10 protein-coding genes and 1 pseudogene are annotated in these 16,873 nt (G+C 69.8%); 5 read left to right on the top strand and 6 right to left on the bottom strand.

Features of this window, described 5'->3' with window-relative positions:
* Window positions 1-539: 539 nt before the first annotated feature.
* Window positions 540-1,427: a glycosyl hydrolase gene (locus tag ACIQ8B_RS14800; RefSeq protein ID WP_403547012.1), complete on the bottom strand. Its 888-nt coding sequence runs from the start codon at window positions 1,425-1,427 to the stop codon at window positions 540-542.
* A 1,277-nt stretch (window positions 1,428-2,704) separates the two neighbouring features.
* On the opposite strand from ACIQ8B_RS14800, the pseudogene ACIQ8B_RS14795 reads away from it, so the two are divergent.
* Window positions 2,705-3,200 (top strand): annotated as a pseudogene (locus ACIQ8B_RS14795) (ATP-binding protein).
* 199 nt (window positions 3,201-3,399) lie between these two features.
* On the top strand, window positions 3,400-4,998 hold the full coding sequence (locus ACIQ8B_RS14790) for a hypothetical protein (protein ID WP_403547010.1): 1,599 nt from the start codon (window positions 3,400-3,402) through the stop codon (window positions 4,996-4,998).
* A 65-nt stretch (window positions 4,999-5,063) separates the two neighbouring features.
* Here the strand turns inward: ACIQ8B_RS14790 and ACIQ8B_RS14785 are convergent, their stop codons facing one another.
* The 5 genes from ACIQ8B_RS14785 to ACIQ8B_RS14765 all read right to left on the bottom strand — a co-directional run bounded on the left by ACIQ8B_RS14785 (window position 5,064) and on the right by ACIQ8B_RS14765 (window position 11,822).
* The gene (locus ACIQ8B_RS14785) at window positions 5,064-8,324 is read right to left on the bottom strand and encodes an AAA domain-containing protein (RefSeq protein WP_403547008.1); all 3,261 of its coding nucleotides are present in this window, start codon (window positions 8,322-8,324) and stop codon (window positions 5,064-5,066) included.
* A 429-nt stretch (window positions 8,325-8,753) separates the two neighbouring features.
* The gene (locus ACIQ8B_RS14780; RefSeq protein ID WP_290007681.1) at window positions 8,754-9,422 is read right to left on the bottom strand and encodes a nucleotidyl transferase AbiEii/AbiGii toxin family protein; all 669 of its coding nucleotides are present in this window, start codon (window positions 9,420-9,422) and stop codon (window positions 8,754-8,756) included.
* A 5-nt stretch (window positions 9,423-9,427) separates the two neighbouring features.
* Window positions 9,428-9,820, bottom strand: coding sequence for a hypothetical protein (locus ACIQ8B_RS14775; RefSeq protein WP_403547006.1), 393 nt, complete (start codon window positions 9,818-9,820; stop codon window positions 9,428-9,430).
* A gap of 190 nt (window positions 9,821-10,010) precedes the next feature.
* Window positions 10,011-11,540 carry a UDP-N-acetylglucosamine 1-carboxyvinyltransferase gene (locus ACIQ8B_RS14770; protein WP_106411943.1) on the bottom strand — a complete coding sequence of 510 codons (1,530 nt, stop codon included), beginning with the start codon at window positions 11,538-11,540 and terminating at the stop codon, window positions 10,011-10,013.
* 75 nt (window positions 11,541-11,615) lie between these two features.
* Complete coding sequence (locus ACIQ8B_RS14765; protein ID WP_290007677.1) at window positions 11,616-11,822, bottom strand: DUF4236 domain-containing protein; 207 nt, start codon at window positions 11,820-11,822, stop codon at window positions 11,616-11,618.
* Window positions 11,823-12,052: 230 nt separating this feature from the next.
* Here ACIQ8B_RS14765 and ACIQ8B_RS14760 point away from each other — a divergent pair, with 230 nt between their 5' ends.
* The 3 genes from ACIQ8B_RS14760 to ACIQ8B_RS14750 all read left to right on the top strand — a co-directional run bounded on the left by ACIQ8B_RS14760 (window position 12,053) and on the right by ACIQ8B_RS14750 (window position 16,743).
* The gene (locus ACIQ8B_RS14760; protein WP_403547003.1) at window positions 12,053-12,907 is read left to right on the top strand and encodes a metalloregulator ArsR/SmtB family transcription factor; all 855 of its coding nucleotides are present in this window, start codon (window positions 12,053-12,055) and stop codon (window positions 12,905-12,907) included.
* A complete protein-coding gene (locus ACIQ8B_RS14755; protein ID WP_290007674.1) occupies window positions 12,904-13,503 on the top strand; it encodes a dihydrofolate reductase family protein in 600 nt (199 codons plus the stop codon). The genes ACIQ8B_RS14760 and ACIQ8B_RS14755 overlap by 4 nt, the downstream gene beginning before the upstream one ends.
* A gap of 405 nt (window positions 13,504-13,908) precedes the next feature.
* Window positions 13,909-16,743 carry an aconitate hydratase gene (locus ACIQ8B_RS14750; protein ID WP_403547001.1) on the top strand — a complete coding sequence of 945 codons (2,835 nt, stop codon included), beginning with the start codon at window positions 13,909-13,911 and terminating at the stop codon, window positions 16,741-16,743.
* The last annotated feature ends 130 nt before the right edge of the window (window positions 16,744-16,873 follow it).

Here is a 16,873-nt window from a genome sequence, read left to right as displayed (position 1 = left end):
CCACCGGCCCCCGCGCGTCTCCTCCTGGTCATCTTCTCGCCGTCGCACGGCACGCCGACGGGTCCCGCCGGTGGCGTGACCGGGGCCGCGACGGCCTCGGCGCCCACCGGGCGGCACTGGCGACGACCAGCACGAGGACGGCGGTGGGGAAGGGCCGGGCGGCGGTGCCGTACCGGTGTCCTGACTGCACGGGACCTCCTTGGGAACGGGCGACTCGTCGTGAGCCGACTCCGTCACTGCTTGGCGCCGGAGTCCTAGCCCGGACACCAGGGAACAAGTAACCCACCGGTAGCTGTCTCGGCTTCATGGCCGCGCTCTTCTTCGGTTGGCGTGGGACGGTCTTGGTCTTGTTGAGGTGTCCGGATCTCGGCGACTCACGCCATGACGCTGAGCCGCCGCGGCTGGCATGTACGCACGGTGGACGGTGCTGGGCACACCGTCCACCGTGATGATCCAGCCGGGTTCCTCCGGGCGCTTCACGGCTGGCTGTGACCGGCGCACCCCCGGCAGGCTCGGCCGCGCAGCGCCCGCTCCGGGCGTCAGGGCAGCACGACCTCACCCTGGTTCAGCACACGGGGGTGGAAGTACGCCGCCTGGATCTCGGCGTTCGTGTTGTTCCCCCGCAGTTGTTCCGACCACATCATGAACCACGCCCACCTGGTCTGACTGTTGAGCAGTGCGGCGTTCGGTACTTTGCCCATCTCCGCAATGGCCATGGGTTTTGTCCCTGCAATGCTCTGCATCTGCTGGTAGTCGGCGGAACTGGGGTGATTCTTGTACCAGACGTCCAGCGAGACGACATCCACGTACTGGTTGCCCGGGTAGTAGTCGCTCCAGCCGCCCGCCGGATTGTCCTGCACGTTCCACACCCAGATCAGATTGTCCAGCCCCTTGGCCCCGGCGAGGTAGTCACGGGTGATCTGGTAGAGGCGCGCACTGCCGTTCGCTCCGGGACGGTTTCCCCACCAGTTCCACGACTCGTTCATCTCGTGCAGCGGCCGGAAGAGCACCGGAACGCCCGCGTTCTTCAACTGCTGCAGATAGGGGACGACTTCGTCGAGGCGTCGCTTCCAGGCGTTGTTCAGGGCGCTTCCCTCGGTGAGGATCTGCGAGAACTGGGCGTGGGAAATGTTCGACTTCACACCGCCCTCGAACGCGCAACTGCTCCCGCCTGTCGGAGGGCAGACGTGCCAAGTGAGGGTGACCAGCGAGCCGTTCGCCCACTCGGTCCTCGCCTGGTCGACCACCCGCTGGCGGTTGGCCACATCGGCGGCGTCGAACATCAGGTCACCGCCCCACAGACCGGGGTACTGCCCGGTCACGTCCTTGACCTGCTGCGTGTACTGCCCGGGTGCGGAAGCCGGCTCTTTGTTGTGCTGACCGGAGACGATGTGGTTTCCGGAAATGGAGCGGAGATAGTTCAGCACCGTCTGCTTCGGGGCAGGGGGAAACGCCTGCGCGGATTCCGGCGCGGGCCAGACGGAGACTGCTGCGGTGACAGCCGCGACAACCGCGACGAAGGCGACCCTGTGCCTCGTTCTTCTCATGGGCATTCCAGCTTTCGAGATCGAACGGGATTCGTTTCGCCATCAAGGTGGCCGCTGCGGAGGCGGTCGTCAATGGGTGGACCGTCTTCTGCAACTACCGGACGGCATCCTTTACTTGACGTTTCCTGAACGCCGTCGAGAAGGTGAAGTCTTATGCCCGGTGCGCGTTTTCGTGTTCCAGCTCGACGGTCGGACGTTCTCGAATGCCCGCGCTGGCATTCGATGTCCGGGACATCGGCCTCTTCGGGGATGCGGGCCGCGAGGCCGTCGGCCCGCTCCACGGCCCAGGAGCGGAGAGCGGCGATGGCGGCGTCATCGAGGTCCTGGCCGGGGCGGTTCACGAGGCGGTGTGCCCGCACGGCGTACCCACCGGTGGGGACCGGCGGATACGGGGAGCCGGGCGTGACCATATCTGCCAGGAGCCGTGTGCGCAGCTCCGGCACGTCCGTCACGCGGCTGCCCGGGCGCGGGAGGCGAGCCGGGGGAAGGCGTCTTCCCGTACGGCGCGCACGGTGCGGCCGACGAGGGTGCGCAGCACCGGCCACAAAGTCTCAGAGGCGCCGCCACCTCCCCTCACTTCGCTTCTACGCAGGTCAGCAGGGGGTGGCGGCGCTTCTTCCGGAGGCTTTCAGATGTCCCGGGAGAGACCGGCCAGCGCGGTGACCTGCGGCGATGAGAGGGATTCGGTCGCTGACCTGGGAGAATGGTCTTTCAGTTGTTTCACGTTCGTGCTGGTTGATGAAGCCGAAAGTCCCAGAAAAGTCCCAGAGGGCTACCACTGCTCGTAGGGACTCTTTCGGCTAGCGCACGGCGTACGAGCGCGGTGTGGGCTGATGTGCGCGCATCGGTGGTCTGCCCTGTGTGAAGGGAAACGCGCGTTTCACGAGCGGGTTCGCAGCCAGTGAGATCACGCGGCTTGGGAGCCGGGTGACTGGCGTCGGCCTATGATCTACGCGGCCGTGGGCTGGGTGATGTCCTTCTGGTGGTGTAGGCGATCAGTCGTTGGATGTGGTCGGCAGGACGGTCGGGGTGTCGGGGGTAGAGGGCGTCCATGCTCTCGTTGGAGACGTAACGGCGGGAGAAGGCCATTCGTCGTGGAGTTCGGCGAGGCCCGCGGTCGCGAGGCGGAGGACTGCGGGTGGGTTTGGGAACGCGATCTGTATCGGTGCCGGACCTGCCGACGGTCCGTCACCTCTCGGCAGGGTGGCCGCCATGTCAGTCCCCCGCACCCAGAGCCCCACCCGGCCCGCACGTTCACCCAGCGCTTCTCCGCCACCCGCCGCGGCGCCCGCCTCGCCCGGCTGCTCACCGCGTACCAGCTCACCGAGTGGGGTCACCCGCACGGCACCGAGGCACACGACACCGTCATCCTCGTCGTCGCCGAACTCGCGGCGAACGCCGTACTCCACGGCCGCGTTCCGGGGCGGGACTTCGCCCTCTTCCTCTCCCACGACGAGAACCGGGGCGTCGTCCGGATCGAGGTGACCGACACCCATTCCGCCCAGCCGACGCAGCCGCACCCCCGATACGGACGACAACAGCGGTCGCGGCCTGCTCCTCGTCGACGCGCTCGCCGCGGACTGGGGCGTACGCGACCGCCTCGGCCCCGGCAAGACGGTCTGGGCCGAGTGCGCGACAGCTCCCCGGACCTGACGGCACAAGATCGGCCGCCGGGGCCGTCTGAACCTGAACAGGCAGCGTTCGGCTGCCCGAACGCCCGGATCGGAGCGCACCCAGGACCTTGGGAACTTCGTCGGGGCGGTATTACGGTGGCTCTCCGAGCGGTGCCCTGACCGTGTTCGGTGGGGGACCCGGTCCGCTGCACAGGGCATCCGGGGTGAGGGGAGCCACCGTGCAGCCGCTGTATGCCGTCAGTTTCGACGCCCAATCCGCCCAGGAGCAACCGGACCACGTCTATCAGCGTCTGCGTCGTCATCTCGCCGACTGGCTCTGTGACCGCGGACGCGCCCCGGCGCCGTCCCTGGCCGATCTCGACCGGGACGGCCGGGCGGTGCTCCCCGGAAGGATCCCCGGCCACGGTGATCGCACGGTGAGCTGGGAGGTGCTGGGGGATGAGCGCACACACGCCCTGCGCACGACCATCCGCCAGCCGCTGTCCGACGGCAGCCCGGCCGAGTTCGTTACGCGCATCACGGTCTCCCGGGCGGAGGAGGGCGGTGGCGGACTCAGGGTCGTCATGGGCCGGGAGATACCCGACGGCTGGATCGCTCCGGTGCGGGACCCGCGGCTCAAGCGCCCCAACCTGCTGCGGGAGGTGCTCAGGGATCCCGGACTTGAGGTACGGGTGCTGGGCCAGGTCGCCACCGGGCGGTACGAGCGAATCCGGGACGAACAGAGCGCGGCCGTGCTCCTCGACTCCCTCGCGCTCAGCACGCGCCTGCCCATCCTCCTGGTACAACCCCGGGACCAGGCGACATGGAACACGGCGGCCGATGCCTCGGGCCAACTCGCCGGACTCGCCCAGGTGGTGACCCTGAACTACCTGACCGTGCAAGCGGTCCGCCGGGTGCACGGCCAACTGGCCGTCCCCAGCGGCGGCGCCGTGCTGGTCTGGCCCGACCTCGGTCTCGAGCATCCCACGTACTCGCGTGAGGAGGTGTGCGAAGCGTCCTTCGTGGAAGGTCGGCTGATGCCCTCGCTCGGTCACCTCTCCGTGATTGCCCGGGGTACCGACAGCGCGTGGGAGCGGGCCCGGCAAGCCTCATACCGGGCGGCTGCACGCCGGGCGGCGGAGCAGCTGTCCCGCGCGCAGGCCGCCGACGACAAGGCCGGTCAGCTCAGCGTGCTGAACGACCGGGTGCAGGATCTTCTGAAGCAGGTCAAGACCTGGCAGGACCTCGCGCAGAGCTACGTGGAGGATCGCGACAAGGCCCAGTCCGAGGCCGCTGACGCCAAGACACTGCGCCAGGACCGCGACTACTGGAAGGGCCAGTACTTGGACCTGTCGAAGGGCGGGAGCGGACAGAAGGCGGCGCTCGACGTCTGGAGCGCGATCCCGATCCTGGGGGCCACGGACGCGCGACCCACGTTCGAGGCCCTCACCGAGGCGTCGGAGCAGCACATCGTGTTCACGCCGAGAGCGGCACGCGCGTGGAAGGAGTCTCGTTACCCGTACCGCCAGGAGATGACCGACCAGTTGACCGCTCTCGCGCAGGCCGCGATGGCTCTCTACACCAAGCCCGGCAGGATGCCGAGGCTGACCCAATGGTTCTGCGATAACCACGGGCTGAAGTACGCGCCCAACGACGAGAAGCTCAGCAAGGACAAAGATAAGCGCTACTTCGCGTTCGACGGCAACCCGCGCTGGGATGGACTGGGGCACATCAAGGTCCGGGACAACGTGCCGCCCAACGAGGTCGGACGGATTTACTTCGCCCTCGATCCCGACGGGAAGCGGTTCATCGTGAACCACGTCGGACTTCACCTGTAGCCGGCTGCGCTGACCACCCGCCTGCGGACTGCGCGTCCGCACAGTGCCGCCGAAACGCGCAAGACTCAGCGTCTCCCCCCACCCACCCTGATGTCCTGGTTCCAGGCGTTGCTCCGGCCGTTCCGCCCCGTCTTGCAGACGGTGTCGTAGCAGCGCCAGAACCAGACGCCGTTCCTGCGGCGGCGCAGCTCGATGCTCATGCCGCCACAGCGGCCGCACTTCGGCGGGCGGGTGAACAGCTCGGCGTGCTCGTGCTCCAGGAGCTTGCGGGCGAAGTGGCCGCCGCGGATCGTCAGCATGACCTCGCGGGTCCACGACTGGGACAGAGTGTTGAGGCTGCCGAGCATCACCGTCCGCTCGTCGATCACCGCGATCTTCTGGTGCATGACGTTGACGGGAATGACCGTGTGGACGACGGCCCGGAGGTCCGCGATGAGGCTCTGACTGTCCGGGCGGGCCTGGAGATGGTCCGTGTCGTCGCGGATGAACACGCTCACGCGCACGCCCCGACCGGCAGCCTCGCGCAGCAACGGAAGGATGCCGCGCACCCGGTTCGCGACCCACGGCGCCCACAGCCAGACCGAGGTGCGGGCCGTGCGGATCTCGTCCTCGAAGGTGCTGAAGAACGTCGTCTCGTCGTCGATGCCCGTGATCTCGACATGCCGGGCGAGTACGTCGGCGAGGGCGGCACCGAACTCCCCGCGGCTCGGCGCGTCCTCGTGCGGCGGCGTGATCAGATGGCCGGCCCGTAGACGCCGTACGCCCGGCGTGCCGACCAGGGCGGCCAGGTGGGAGAAGGCCGTGCCCTTCTTCGCGGAGCTGATGCGCTCCCAGCTGCCGATGACGTACAGGCGGGTCTGGACGCGGGTGGCCGCCACGTTGAACAGGCGCACGCCGCTGCGCGCCCAGTCCGACGCGCCCGGCTCCCGGTGCGCCAACGACATCCACAGTTCCCTGCCGTCGGCGCCCTCGACCGTGTCGAAGACGACGATGGGGAACTCGCGGCCCTGGAAGCGGTGCGCCGTGCCCACCTCCGCGAGCGGGCCGCCACCGCTCTCCACGTCCCGCAGCGCCTCCAAGGTCGCCTCCGCCTGGACGCCGTAGGGGGTGACGATGCCGGTGTCCTCGCCACTCGCGCGGTGGTAGTCCACCAGGGCTCTGGAGATCAGGGCCCCGGCCGGCCACCAGCCGCTGCGGCGTCCGGTCAGGTGGGGCCGGGCCAGTTCATGCAGGCCGTCGGTGTCGACAAGGACGATCTCCGGGTCGTCGGGGGGCCGCGGTGCCGCGGCCTGCTTGCCGCCCCGGAGCATTCCCCCGTACGCCAGCGAGTTCGCCAGGCCCATCACCGCCGGGCCGAAGCGGTGCTGCTCGGTCAGGGTGACGCAGGCCGGGTGCCGCCGGGCGTCCTCGGGGTCCTGGATGCCGCAGTGCCGGAAGACGTCCGAGAGGAGCCAGCGCCTGACGTCCGAGCGGTCGAGATCCTTCAGCCGCTCCTCGACGACCGGGCCGAGCTGCATGAAATCGCCGAGCAGGACGGCCGTCCGGGTCGCCTTCGCCGTCGCGAGGATCACCTCGGGCAGAGTCGCCGCACCCGCCTCGTCGACCAGGACCACGTCGTAGGGGCCGTCGAAGACCGCCTTGTTGGTACGGAACCGGGCGAGGGTGGTCGCGACCAGTTTCGCGCTCTCGATGATCTCGCCCTCGGCGTTGCGGGCGAGGCGTTCGTACTCCTCCTGGACCTGCTGGAACTCCTCCTCCAGCGCGGCCCGACGGGCGGTGTCGGCCGTCACCCGGGGCCGTAATCGCTCGGCGCGGGCATGGTGGGCGGGCCAGTCCTGCTGTTCGGCGCGGGCGGTGAGTTCCGCGGCGTCCAGGGCGCGGACGACGGCCCGTTCCAGCTGAGTGGCCTCCTCGCGACGGGCGGCCACCAGTTCCAGAGCCGACCTGTACGCGGATTGTGCCGCGGCCAGCGCCTGTTGCAGGGCCGCGATCTGCTCGGGAGTGTGGGTGATGCCGGTAACGAGGTCCGCCACTTCCCGCTCCAGCGCGACGACGTGTGCCTCAGCCGTGACGAGTGCGGCCTGGGCCGCCCGGCGGGTACGGGCGACGTCCTCCTCAGTGTCGGCCAGCCGCTCACGCAGCTCCTGTCGTTTCTCCCGGGCGCGCCACCGGGCCACCGACCGTTGGGCGTCCAGTTCCTCCAGTTCTTCGCGCAGGTCGCGAAGGTAGTCCTCGGCCGTCAGGGCGTCGGCCTGCTTGCGCTCCGCGGCCTTGAGGACGCGGGACTGCTCCTGGCGCAGCCGTTCCACTTCGGCCCACTTCCGGAGCGACTCCTCCGCCGCGTCCCGGCGACGCTGGGCCGCCACGGCGGCCTGCTGCACCGCGTCCCGGGCCGCCACGGCCTCCTCCAGCAGGGCCGCCGCCGTCTCCGCCCGCGTCCGCACGGACACCGGATCCTGGCCGGGCGTGCGCAGCAGCTTCAGCGCGTCGAAGTACGCGGCAGGATCGAAGCGGACGAGGGAGGCTTCCAGCGCGGCCAGCTCCGCCGTGCGGGCCCGGACGCCGACCAGCGCAGCCTCGATCCCGCGCCTGCGCTCCGCCGTCTCGGCCAGGCGCTCGCGCACCATGAGCGGCAGTGACACCCCAGGGTCGTCAGCGACCTCCCGCAACTGGGGCGGCCCCACCCGGACGATGTCACCCGGACCGTGCCTGCTCTCCTTCATCACCCCCAACAGGGCGTTGTCCACGGCGATGTTGGTGGCGGACACCAGCAGCACCCGGTCGCCGCGTGCGATCAGGTCGCCGATGGCACGCTTCAGTACCGTCGTCTTGCCGGTGCCCGGCGGACCCCACACCAGATGCGTGCCCTGGCCCAGGCACGCACGGTAGGCGTCCCCCTGTGCCGGGTGGAACCCCGGAGGGTCCGGGAGGGGAGCGGACGTGCCGCCGATCGAACCCGCGGCCAGAGCACCCGCCAGCGGCGCCTCGCCCAGTCCGGCGATGCCGTCGCGCAGAGCGGTGACGAGGAAGGTCGGCGGCTGCTTGAGCAGCCACAGATACGCGTCCGAGAGGTCGGCGAACTCGGCGACCTTCAACGTGAGCAGGGAGCCGTTCTGCACCGTCTCCGAGACGGTGAAGCCCTCCGTCTCGACACCGTCGGACTCGGGCCCCGCGAGACGCAGCGCGTCCAGCTGGTCCGGCCCGATGTCGGAGCCGCGCAGGTCCACCGCGTACCAGCCGGCCTCCTTGGTGCGGGTTGCCCTCCCCACCCGGTGCCAGCGCGGCTGCCTGCCGGTGCCGCCCATGATCGTCACCAGTTCGCCCAAGGCCGCGGCGATCTCCTCGCGCCACCCCACCCGTCGTCGCCCCCGCTCCCCGTACCGCCGACAGAACCCGCGCCGACCCTACCCAGCGGAAGCTGTGGGTGATCCTGTGGGCACCGTGCGGTACGGAAGATTCCGCACCGAGGGACATACGTGTCGGTGCCGCCTGGCAGGGTGGGGAGGCACTGAGAAGGGCGCGCGTCGTGCGGCTGGGCCGCGAGCCGAGAGAGGGAATGACCGCCTGATGCCCACGAGTGAGCCCCTGCTGAAGGACGTCATCGAGATCAAGGAAGACGTCCACGCCAGCGACTTCAACGTCCTCGTCGACCTCTCGGGCGCCCTCCAGCGCGAGCGCACCGGCCTCAAACTCGCCCAGGAACTGCTGCGGCGCCGCCGCGTTCACCCCGCGGCTGCGGACGGACTCGGACCCGACTATTCGATGTCCACATCGTTGGCCCCTTCGAGGAGGCGGGCCGCGAGGTCATCGGCCCACTTCAAGGCCCAGGCGCGGAGGGCGGTGATGGCGGCGTCATCGAGGCCGTAGGCGGAGAAGGCTTCGTCGTCGGTCCACTCGGCGCCCGTGAGGTTCGCTTGCAGGTCCTCGCGCTCGAAGCGGCCGCGGGCGTGGCGGTGGCCGAACTCCTCGAGCTCGGCATTGGTCCAGCGGCGGGAGGCGGCGAACACGTCGATCAGATCGCGGGGCGCTCCGCGGTCGGCGAGGGCACGGACCTTGGTTCCGACCACGTCCTCCTCCGCGAGGACGGGCCCGTACGGGCTCTGGGCGACGGGCCGCCAGAAATTCTCCTTGAGGATGTCGACCTCGCAGTCCTGCCCGGTGGCCGGGTCGGACACGGTGAAGCGGGCGGACAGCGGGGCAATTTCCAACGCGTGCACTTCCCAGCCGCGGGCTTCCAGGCCGGCGCGGAGCGTGGTGGCGATGTCGGCCATCGGCGCCGGGTTCTCAGTGGCGACGTCGAGGTCCTGGCTGGGGCGGTTGACAAGGTGGTGCGCCCGCACGGCGTACCCGCCGGTGAGAACCAGCGGGTACCGGGAGCCGAGGGCGATCACATCCGCCAGAAGCCGCGTGTGCAGCTCGGGCATGTCCGTCACGCGGCTGCCCGGGTGCGGGAGGCAAGCTGAGGGAAGGCGTCTTCCCATACGGCGCGCACGCTGCGGCCGACGAGGGTTCGCAGTACCGGCCACAGCTCGAGGAGCAGGTCCTGGTTGAGGTAGCGGGGCAGGTCGTCGTACAGGCCCTCGTGTAGGACGGCGCGGTACAGGCCCATGCGCTGGCGCGGTTTGTTCAGGTCGTACGAGGTTATCCCCGACCAGGCCACGTGCAGCGGCAGATCCACGACACCGTGCGTCGGCCCGCGCAGCTCGTCCAGCGACTTCGGCAGACGGCGGCGGAACTTCTCCCGGTACAGCGCGAGATCCTCGGCGACCGCGTCCGAGAGGCCGCTCGGCGCGGGTGCCGGGTGCTGTGGGCTGGAGGACATGCCTCCATTATGACGGCCGGGGAGCGGTAAGGGGCAGTGCCGGGGAATTCGCCCGCCTGCCCCTTACATCGGCAGTATCCCGGCCTGGCCTAAATGTCCCTGAGAAGTCCCACAGGCGAAGCCGAGCCCCCTCCTGGCTCGCATGCGTGCAGGTCAGGAAGGGGATTCGCGTTACCTTTTCTTAGAGCTTTCAGATGTCCCGGAAGATCTCGATCTGCGCCCCGATCGAGTTCAGCCGCTCCGCCAGGTCCTCGTAACCGCGGTTGATGACGTACACGTTGCGCAGGACGGACGTGCCCTCCGCCGCCATCATCGCCAGCAGGACGACCACCGCGGGGCGCAGGGCCGGCGGGCACATCATCTCGGCCGCGCGCCAGCGGGTCGGGCCCTCGACCAGGACGCGGTGCGGGTCGAGGAGCTGGAGCCGGCCGCCGAGGCGGTTCAGGTCGGTCAGGTAGATCGCGCGGTTGTCGTAGACCCAGTCGTGGATGAGGGTCTGACCCTGCGCCACCGCCGCGATCGCCGCAAAGAACGGCACGTTGTCGATGTTCAGGCCCGGGAACGGCATCGGGTGGATCTTGTCGATCGGCGCCTCCAGCTTGGAGGGCCGCACCGTCAGGTCCACCAGCCGCGTCCGGCCGTTGTCCGCGAAGTACTCCGGCGTGCGGTCGTGGTCGAGGCCCATCTCCTCCAGGACCGCCAGCTCGATCTCCAGGAACTCGATCGGCACCCGGCGGACCGTCAGCTCCGACTCCGTCACCACCGCGGCCGCCACCAGGCTCATCGCCTCGACCGGGTCCTCGGAGGGGGAGTAGTCCACGTCCACGTCGATGGTGGGTACACCGTGCACGGTGAGCGTCGTCGTGCCGATGCCGTCCACCTTGACGCCCAGTGCCTCCAGGAAGAAGCACAGGTCCTGGACCATGTAGTTGGAGGACGCGTTGCGGATGACGGTCGTGCCGTCGTGCCGCGCGGCGGCCAGCAGCGCGTTCTCGGTGACCGTGTCCCCGCGCTCGGTCAGCACGATCGGGCGGTCGGGGGCGACGGTCCGGTCGACCACTGCGTGGTACTGGCCCTCCGTCGCGGCGATGTCCAGGCCGAAGCGGCGCAGCGCGATCATGTGCGGCTCCACGGTGCGCGTGCCGAGGTCGCAGCCTCCGGCGTACGGCAGCATGAAGCGGTCCAGGCGGTGCAGCAGCGGGCCGAGGAACATGATGATGGAGCGGGTGCGGCGGGCCGCGTCCGCGTCGATCGCCGCCAGGTCCAGCTCGGCCGGCGGCACGATCTCCAGGTCGACGCCGTCGTTGATCCAGCGGGTGCGCACGCCGATGGAGTGCAGCACCTCCAGAAGGCGGTACACCTCCTCGATGCGGGCCACGCGGCGCAGCACCGTGCGCCCGCTGTTGAGCAGCGAGGCGCACAGCAGTGCCACGCACGCGTTCTTGCTCGTCTTGACGTCGATGGCGCCGGAGAGCCGGCGGCCGCCCACCACCCGCAGATGCATCGGGCCGGCGTAGCCCAGGGAGACGATCTCACTGTCCAGCGCCTCGCCGATACGGGCGATCATCTCAAGGCTGATGTTCTGGTTGCCGCGCTCGATCCGGTTGACGGCGCTCTGGCTGGTGCCGAGCGCCTCGGCGAGCTGGGCCTGTGTCCAGCCGCGGTGCTGCCTGGCGTCACGGATGAGCTTGCCGATGCGTACGAGGTAGTCGTCTGCCATGAGGTTGAGGCTATCTCAGATATGAGATGGCGCCTCTTGGGGGGTCCATTCGGGTGATGGTCGGGTGATGTGACGTCAGTATCCCCTGCTCCGGCGGCTGTGGGTGGTGCGCCGCCATCCGAAAGGTCCGGGCAGATCCATCGATGTCGTACGACGTCCGGTGCTGCTGCGGGTGTACCGGGGGCCGTTCCTGCTGCCGGTGGTGATGGACCACGACCGCTTGTTGATGTTCAGCCGCACCCCCGGAAGGATCCGGAAACTCTTGCGGAACGTGAGGGGCATCCTCGCCTCCCTGGTCGGTCCTGCCGTGACTGACTGTGTCTCAGTCGGATACCCCGGTCCTCGGCGGTGATGGCACCCGGGGCCGGGTTCGTACGAGGCCGGCGGGAGGGCGGGGGGTGGAGGGGCGGAGGGAAGCGTGCGCCCCGCAGGAGAGCGAGTCCGGCGCACCCGGAGCGTCCCCTCGACATATTCCTTGACGGGAATATTCTCTTCGGGGAATGATCGCGCCCATGGACGCACTCCTCACCGCACTGGCCGACCCGGTCCGCTGGCGGCTCGTGGGGCTGCTGGCCGAGCGGCCCCGCCCGGTCGGCGTTCTCGCCCAGCTCGCCGAGGCGCGCCAGCCGCAGACGACCAAGCACCTGCAGACCCTTGAACGCGCCGGCGTCGTCACCTCGCAGCGCAGCGGCCGGCGCCGTGTCTACGCGCTCCGGTCCGCCCCTTTGCGGGACCTGGCAGGTGCGCTCAGCCGGCTCGCCGACACCGCGGACCAGGAGGGCGGCCCGCGGGCGACCTACGACCGCTACGGACGGAGTCTCCGCGCGGAGCGGCTCGCCGCGGAGGAGCCGGGGTGGGCCGACGGCCGCTCGTTCAGGTTCCACCGGTCGCTGGCGGGGCGCCCCGAACTGGTCTGGCGCCACCTCACCGAGGCATCCCTGCTCGCCCGCTGGTGGACGCCGGACGACCTTCGCGTCTCCGAACTCGTCTTCGAGGCGCGACCGGGTGGGCGGGTGGTCCAGGAGTACCGCGATGCCGAGGACTCCGACGGCTCCGACCCGGTCGCCGGTCGCGCGGAGGGAGTCGTCGAGGACGTGCGCCCCGGTGAGCACCTCGGCTACCGGCTCTCTCCCGTGCTGCCCGACGGGGGCGTCGCCTTCACCGCCCACGTCGGCATCGGCCTGAAGCCCACCGGTACGGGCACGGACCTCGACGTCCACTGGCGGATCACCGACAGCACCGTCGACTCCGCCGACTTCGTCGCAGGCATCGAGATCGGCTTCGGCCAGAGCCTCGACAAGCTCGTGGCGGCCCTCGCCGCGGACCCGCACGACACCGACAGTGCCGACACGAGGAGCGCGAGATGACCGATTCGACCGGCCGCAGGGTGACCGCGAACCTGGCCCTCAGCCTCGACGGACGTTACAACGGTCCCGGCGGGGCCGGAGATTTCGGCGCGTTCGCCCCGTACGTGACCACCGAGGTCGCGCGGAACCACCTCACCCGCATCTGGGAGGGCGCGACGACGGCGCTGCTCGGCAGGGTCAACGCCGAGGGATTCCTGGGGTACTGGCCGTCGGTCGCCGCGGACGAGAACGCCGATCCGCGTGATCGTGGATATGCGAGGTGGCTGGTCGGCGCCGAGAAGGTGGTCTTCTCGGCCACCTTGGCCGAGGCGCCGTGGGAACGCACCCGCGTGGTGAACGCCCCCGCCGCGGACGTCGTCGCCGACCTCAAGACCACCGGCGAGGGCGACATCCTCGTCAACAGCAGCGCCAGCGTCATCAAGGCGCTTCTCCCGGCGGATCTGCTGGACCGGCTGTATCTCATGATCTTCCCCGAGATCGTCGGGGGCGGGCAGCGGCTGTTCGAGGACGGCCTGCCGAGCTCGCGATGGAAGCTCGCCCATCAGGAGACCGGCGATCTGGGCGAGATCGCCGTGGTCTACGACCGAGTGCGCTGATCCGGCCGGTCGGCGCACCCGGCGTGCTCCTTGTCCGGGCCGGTCGGGGCGCCGTCCTTGCCGGGGCGTCCTGCCGTGGCGCCCTGCGAGACGCACCCCGGCCGGTACGGCCGCCGGCGCCCCGGCGCGATCGACCCGTACGGCTGGTCCACCGGGACGGAAGGCCGAACGACCGGGTTCGCCAGGCGAACGCCTCCAGGCGACGGGAGCGGTCACCGGGTCCCGGGCATGACCATTCCGCGCCCGTGTACTAGGATTATCTCGACATCGAGATATCTGCCGAGGCGCACCGCGGTCGCCACGCGACTTAGGCATACCTAACTTAGCCTGACCTCACCGGAACGGCCAAGCCGGCGTGGCGGCACGATTGACGGTGGTACGCGCACATCAATGAAGGAGACTGTCGTGTCGGCGAACAGCTTCGACGCCCGCAGCACGCTGCAGGTGGGCGACGAGTCGTACGAGATCTTCCGGCTGGACAAGGTCGAGGGCTCCGCGCGCCTTCCCTACAGCCTGAAGGTGCTGCTGGAGAACCTCCTCCGCACCGAGGACGGCGCGAACATCACCGCCGACCACATCCGCGCCCTGGGCGGCTGGGACTCCCAGGCGCAGCCGTCGCAGGAGATCCAGTTCACGCCGGCCCGCGTGATCATGCAGGACTTCACCGGCGTGCCCTGTGTCGTCGACCTCGCCACGATGCGTGAGGCCGTGAAGGAGCTCGGCGGCGACCCGGCGAAGATCAACCCGCTGGCCCCGGCCGAGCTGGTCATCGACCACTCCGTGATCGCCGACAAGTTCGGCACCAACGACGCCTTCAAGCAGAACGTCGACCTGGAGTACGGCCGCAACAAGGAGCGCTACCAGTTCCTGCGCTGGGGCCAGACCGCCTTCGACGAGTTCAAGGTCGTCCCGCCCGGCACCGGCATCGTCCACCAGGTGAACATCGAGCACCTGGCCCGCGTCGTCATGACCCGCGACGGCAAGGCGTACCCCGACACCCTGGTCGGCACCGACTCGCACACCACGATGGTCAACGGCCTCGGCGTCCTCGGCTGGGGCGTCGGCGGCATCGAGGCCGAGGCCGCCATGCTCGGCCAGCCGGTCTCCATGCTGATCCCGCGCGTCGTCGGCTTCAAGCTCACCGGTGAGCTGCAGCCCGGCACCACCGCCACCGACCTGGTGCTCACCATCACCGAGATGCTGCGCAAGCACGGCGTCGTCGGCAAGTTCGTCGAGTTCTACGGCGAGGGCGTCGCCGCCACCTCGCTGGCCAACCGCGCCACCATCGGCAACATGTCGCCGGAGTTCGGCTCCACCGCCGCGATCTTCCCGATCGACGACGAGACGCTGAGCTACCTGCGCCTGACCGGCCGCTCCGAGCAGCAGGTCGCCCTGGTCGAGGCCTACGCCAAGGAGCAGGGCCTCTGGCTGGACCCGCAGGCCGAGCCGGACTTCTCCGAGAAGCTCGAGCTGGACCTGTCCACGGTCGTCCCGTCCATCGCCGGCCCGAAGCGCCCGCAGGACCGCATCGAACTGACCCGCGCCGCCGAGCAGTTCAACGCCGACGTGCTCGACTACGTGGCCGCCGGTGTCACCGGCGGCGACGACCGCAAGCCGGGCGTCCCGCAGCAGGAGCAGCCGCACGGTGTCGCCTCCCCGGTCGACGAGGCGAGCGCCGAGTCCTTCCCCGCCAGCGACGCCCCGGCCTACGGCCACGACGACAACGGTGCCGGCGCCCCGCAGCACCCCGCCGCGGCGGCCGGTACCGGCCCGTCCAACCCGGTCGAGGTGACCGCCCCCGACGGCACCACCTACACGCTGGACCACGGCGCGGTGACGGTCGCGGCCATCACCTCCTGCACCAACACCTCCAACCCGTACGTCATGGTCGCCGCCGCGCTGGTGGCCAAGAAGGCGGTGGAGAAGGGCCTGACCCGCAAGCCGTGGGTCAAGACCACCCTCGCCCCGGGCTCCAAGGTCGTCACCGACTACTTCGAGAAGGCGGGCCTCACCCCGTACCTCGACAAGGTCGGCTTCAACCTGGTCGGTTACGGCTGCACCACCTGCATCGGCAACTCCGGCCCGCTGCCGGAGGAGGTCTCCAAGGCCGTCAACGAGCACGACCTGGCCGTCACCTCGGTGCTGTCCGGCAACCGCAACTTCGAGGGCCGGATCAACCCCGACGTCAAGATGAACTACCTGGCGTCCCCGCCGCTGGTGGTCGCCTACGCGATCGCCGGTTCCATGAAGGTGGACATCACCCGCGAGGCCCTCGGCCACGACCAGGACGGCAACCCGGTCTTCCTGAAGGACATCTGGCCCTCCGAGGCCGAGGTGAACGACGTCGTGGCGAACGCCATCGGCGAGGACATGTTCTCCAAGTCCTACTCCGACGTCTTCGCCGGCGACGCCCAGTGGCAGGCGCTGCCGATCCCGACCGGCGACACCTTCGAGTGGGACGCGGAGTCCACCTACGTCCGCAAGCCCCCGTACTTCGAGGGCATGCAGATGGAGCCGGCCCCGGTCGAGGACATCAGCGGCGCCCGCGTGCTGGCCAAGCTGGGCGACTCGGTCACCACCGACCACATCTCCCCGGCCGGCGCCATCAAGGCCGACACCCCGGCCGGCAAGTACCTCACGGAGCACGGCATCGAGCGCCGCGACTTCAACAGCTACGGCTCGCGCCGCGGCAACCACGAGGTCATGATCCGCGGTACGTTCGCCAACATCCGCCTGCGCAACCAGATCGCGCCGGGCACCGAGGGCGGCTACACGCGTGACTTCACGCAGGAGGGCGGCCCGGTCTCCTTCATCTACGACGCCTCGCGGAACTACCAGGCCGCCGGCATCCCGCTGGTCGTCCTGGCCGGCAAGGAGTACGGCTCCGGCTCGTCCCGCGACTGGGCGGCCAAGGGCACCGCGCTCCTCGGCGTCAAGGCCGTCATCGCCGAGTCGTACGAGCGCATCCACCGCTCGAACCTCATCGGCATGGGCGTCCTGCCGCTGCAGTTCCCCGAGGGCCACACCGCCGAGTCCCTCGGTCTGACCGGCGAGGAGACCTTCTCCGTCTCCGGCGTGACCGAGCTGAACAACGGCACCACGCCCCGCACGGTGAAGGTCACCACCGACACCGGTGTCGAGTTCGACGCGGTCGTCCGCATCGACACCCCCGGTGAGGCCGACTACTACCGCAACGGCGGCATCCTGCAGTACGTGCTGCGCAGCCTGATCCGCAAGTAAGGGCCGGGCAGGACGACCGAGGGCCGCATCCCCGCGCGGGGATGCGGCCCTCGGCGTTCGCGGACCGCGGCCCCGCGCGGCCCGGTATGCGCGGCAACCGTTTACAACCCCGTCCCCCGGCGATACCGTC

This window comes from Streptomyces sp. NPDC096105 (assembly GCF_044763335.1).
Classification (GTDB): domain Bacteria; phylum Actinomycetota; class Actinomycetes; order Streptomycetales; family Streptomycetaceae; genus Streptomyces.
The sequence above is the reverse complement of the archived record's forward strand: the minus strand, read 5'-3'. Positions and strand labels throughout refer to the sequence as shown.

What these genes read in the sequence shown, in the direction of transcription:
- ACIQ8B_RS14780 (WP_290007681.1), bottom strand. Translation starts at nt 9,422, where the DNA reads ATGCCCGAGCTGCACACGCGGCTTCTGGCGGATGTGATCGCCCTCGGC.
- ACIQ8B_RS14775 (WP_403547006.1), bottom strand. Translation starts at nt 9,820, where the DNA reads ATGTCCTCCAGCCCACAGCACCCGGCACCCGCGCCGAGCGGCCTCTCG.
- ACIQ8B_RS14770 (WP_106411943.1), bottom strand. Translation starts at nt 11,540, where the DNA reads ATGGCAGACGACTACCTCGTACGCATCGGCAAGCTCATCCGTGACGCC.
- ACIQ8B_RS14765 (WP_290007677.1), bottom strand. Translation starts at nt 11,822, where the DNA reads ATGCCCCTCACGTTCCGCAAGAGTTTCCGGATCCTTCCGGGGGTGCGG.
- ACIQ8B_RS14760 (WP_403547003.1), top strand. Translation starts at nt 12,053, where the DNA reads ATGGACGCACTCCTCACCGCACTGGCCGACCCGGTCCGCTGGCGGCTC.
- ACIQ8B_RS14755 (WP_290007674.1), top strand. Translation starts at nt 12,904, where the DNA reads ATGACCGATTCGACCGGCCGCAGGGTGACCGCGAACCTGGCCCTCAGC.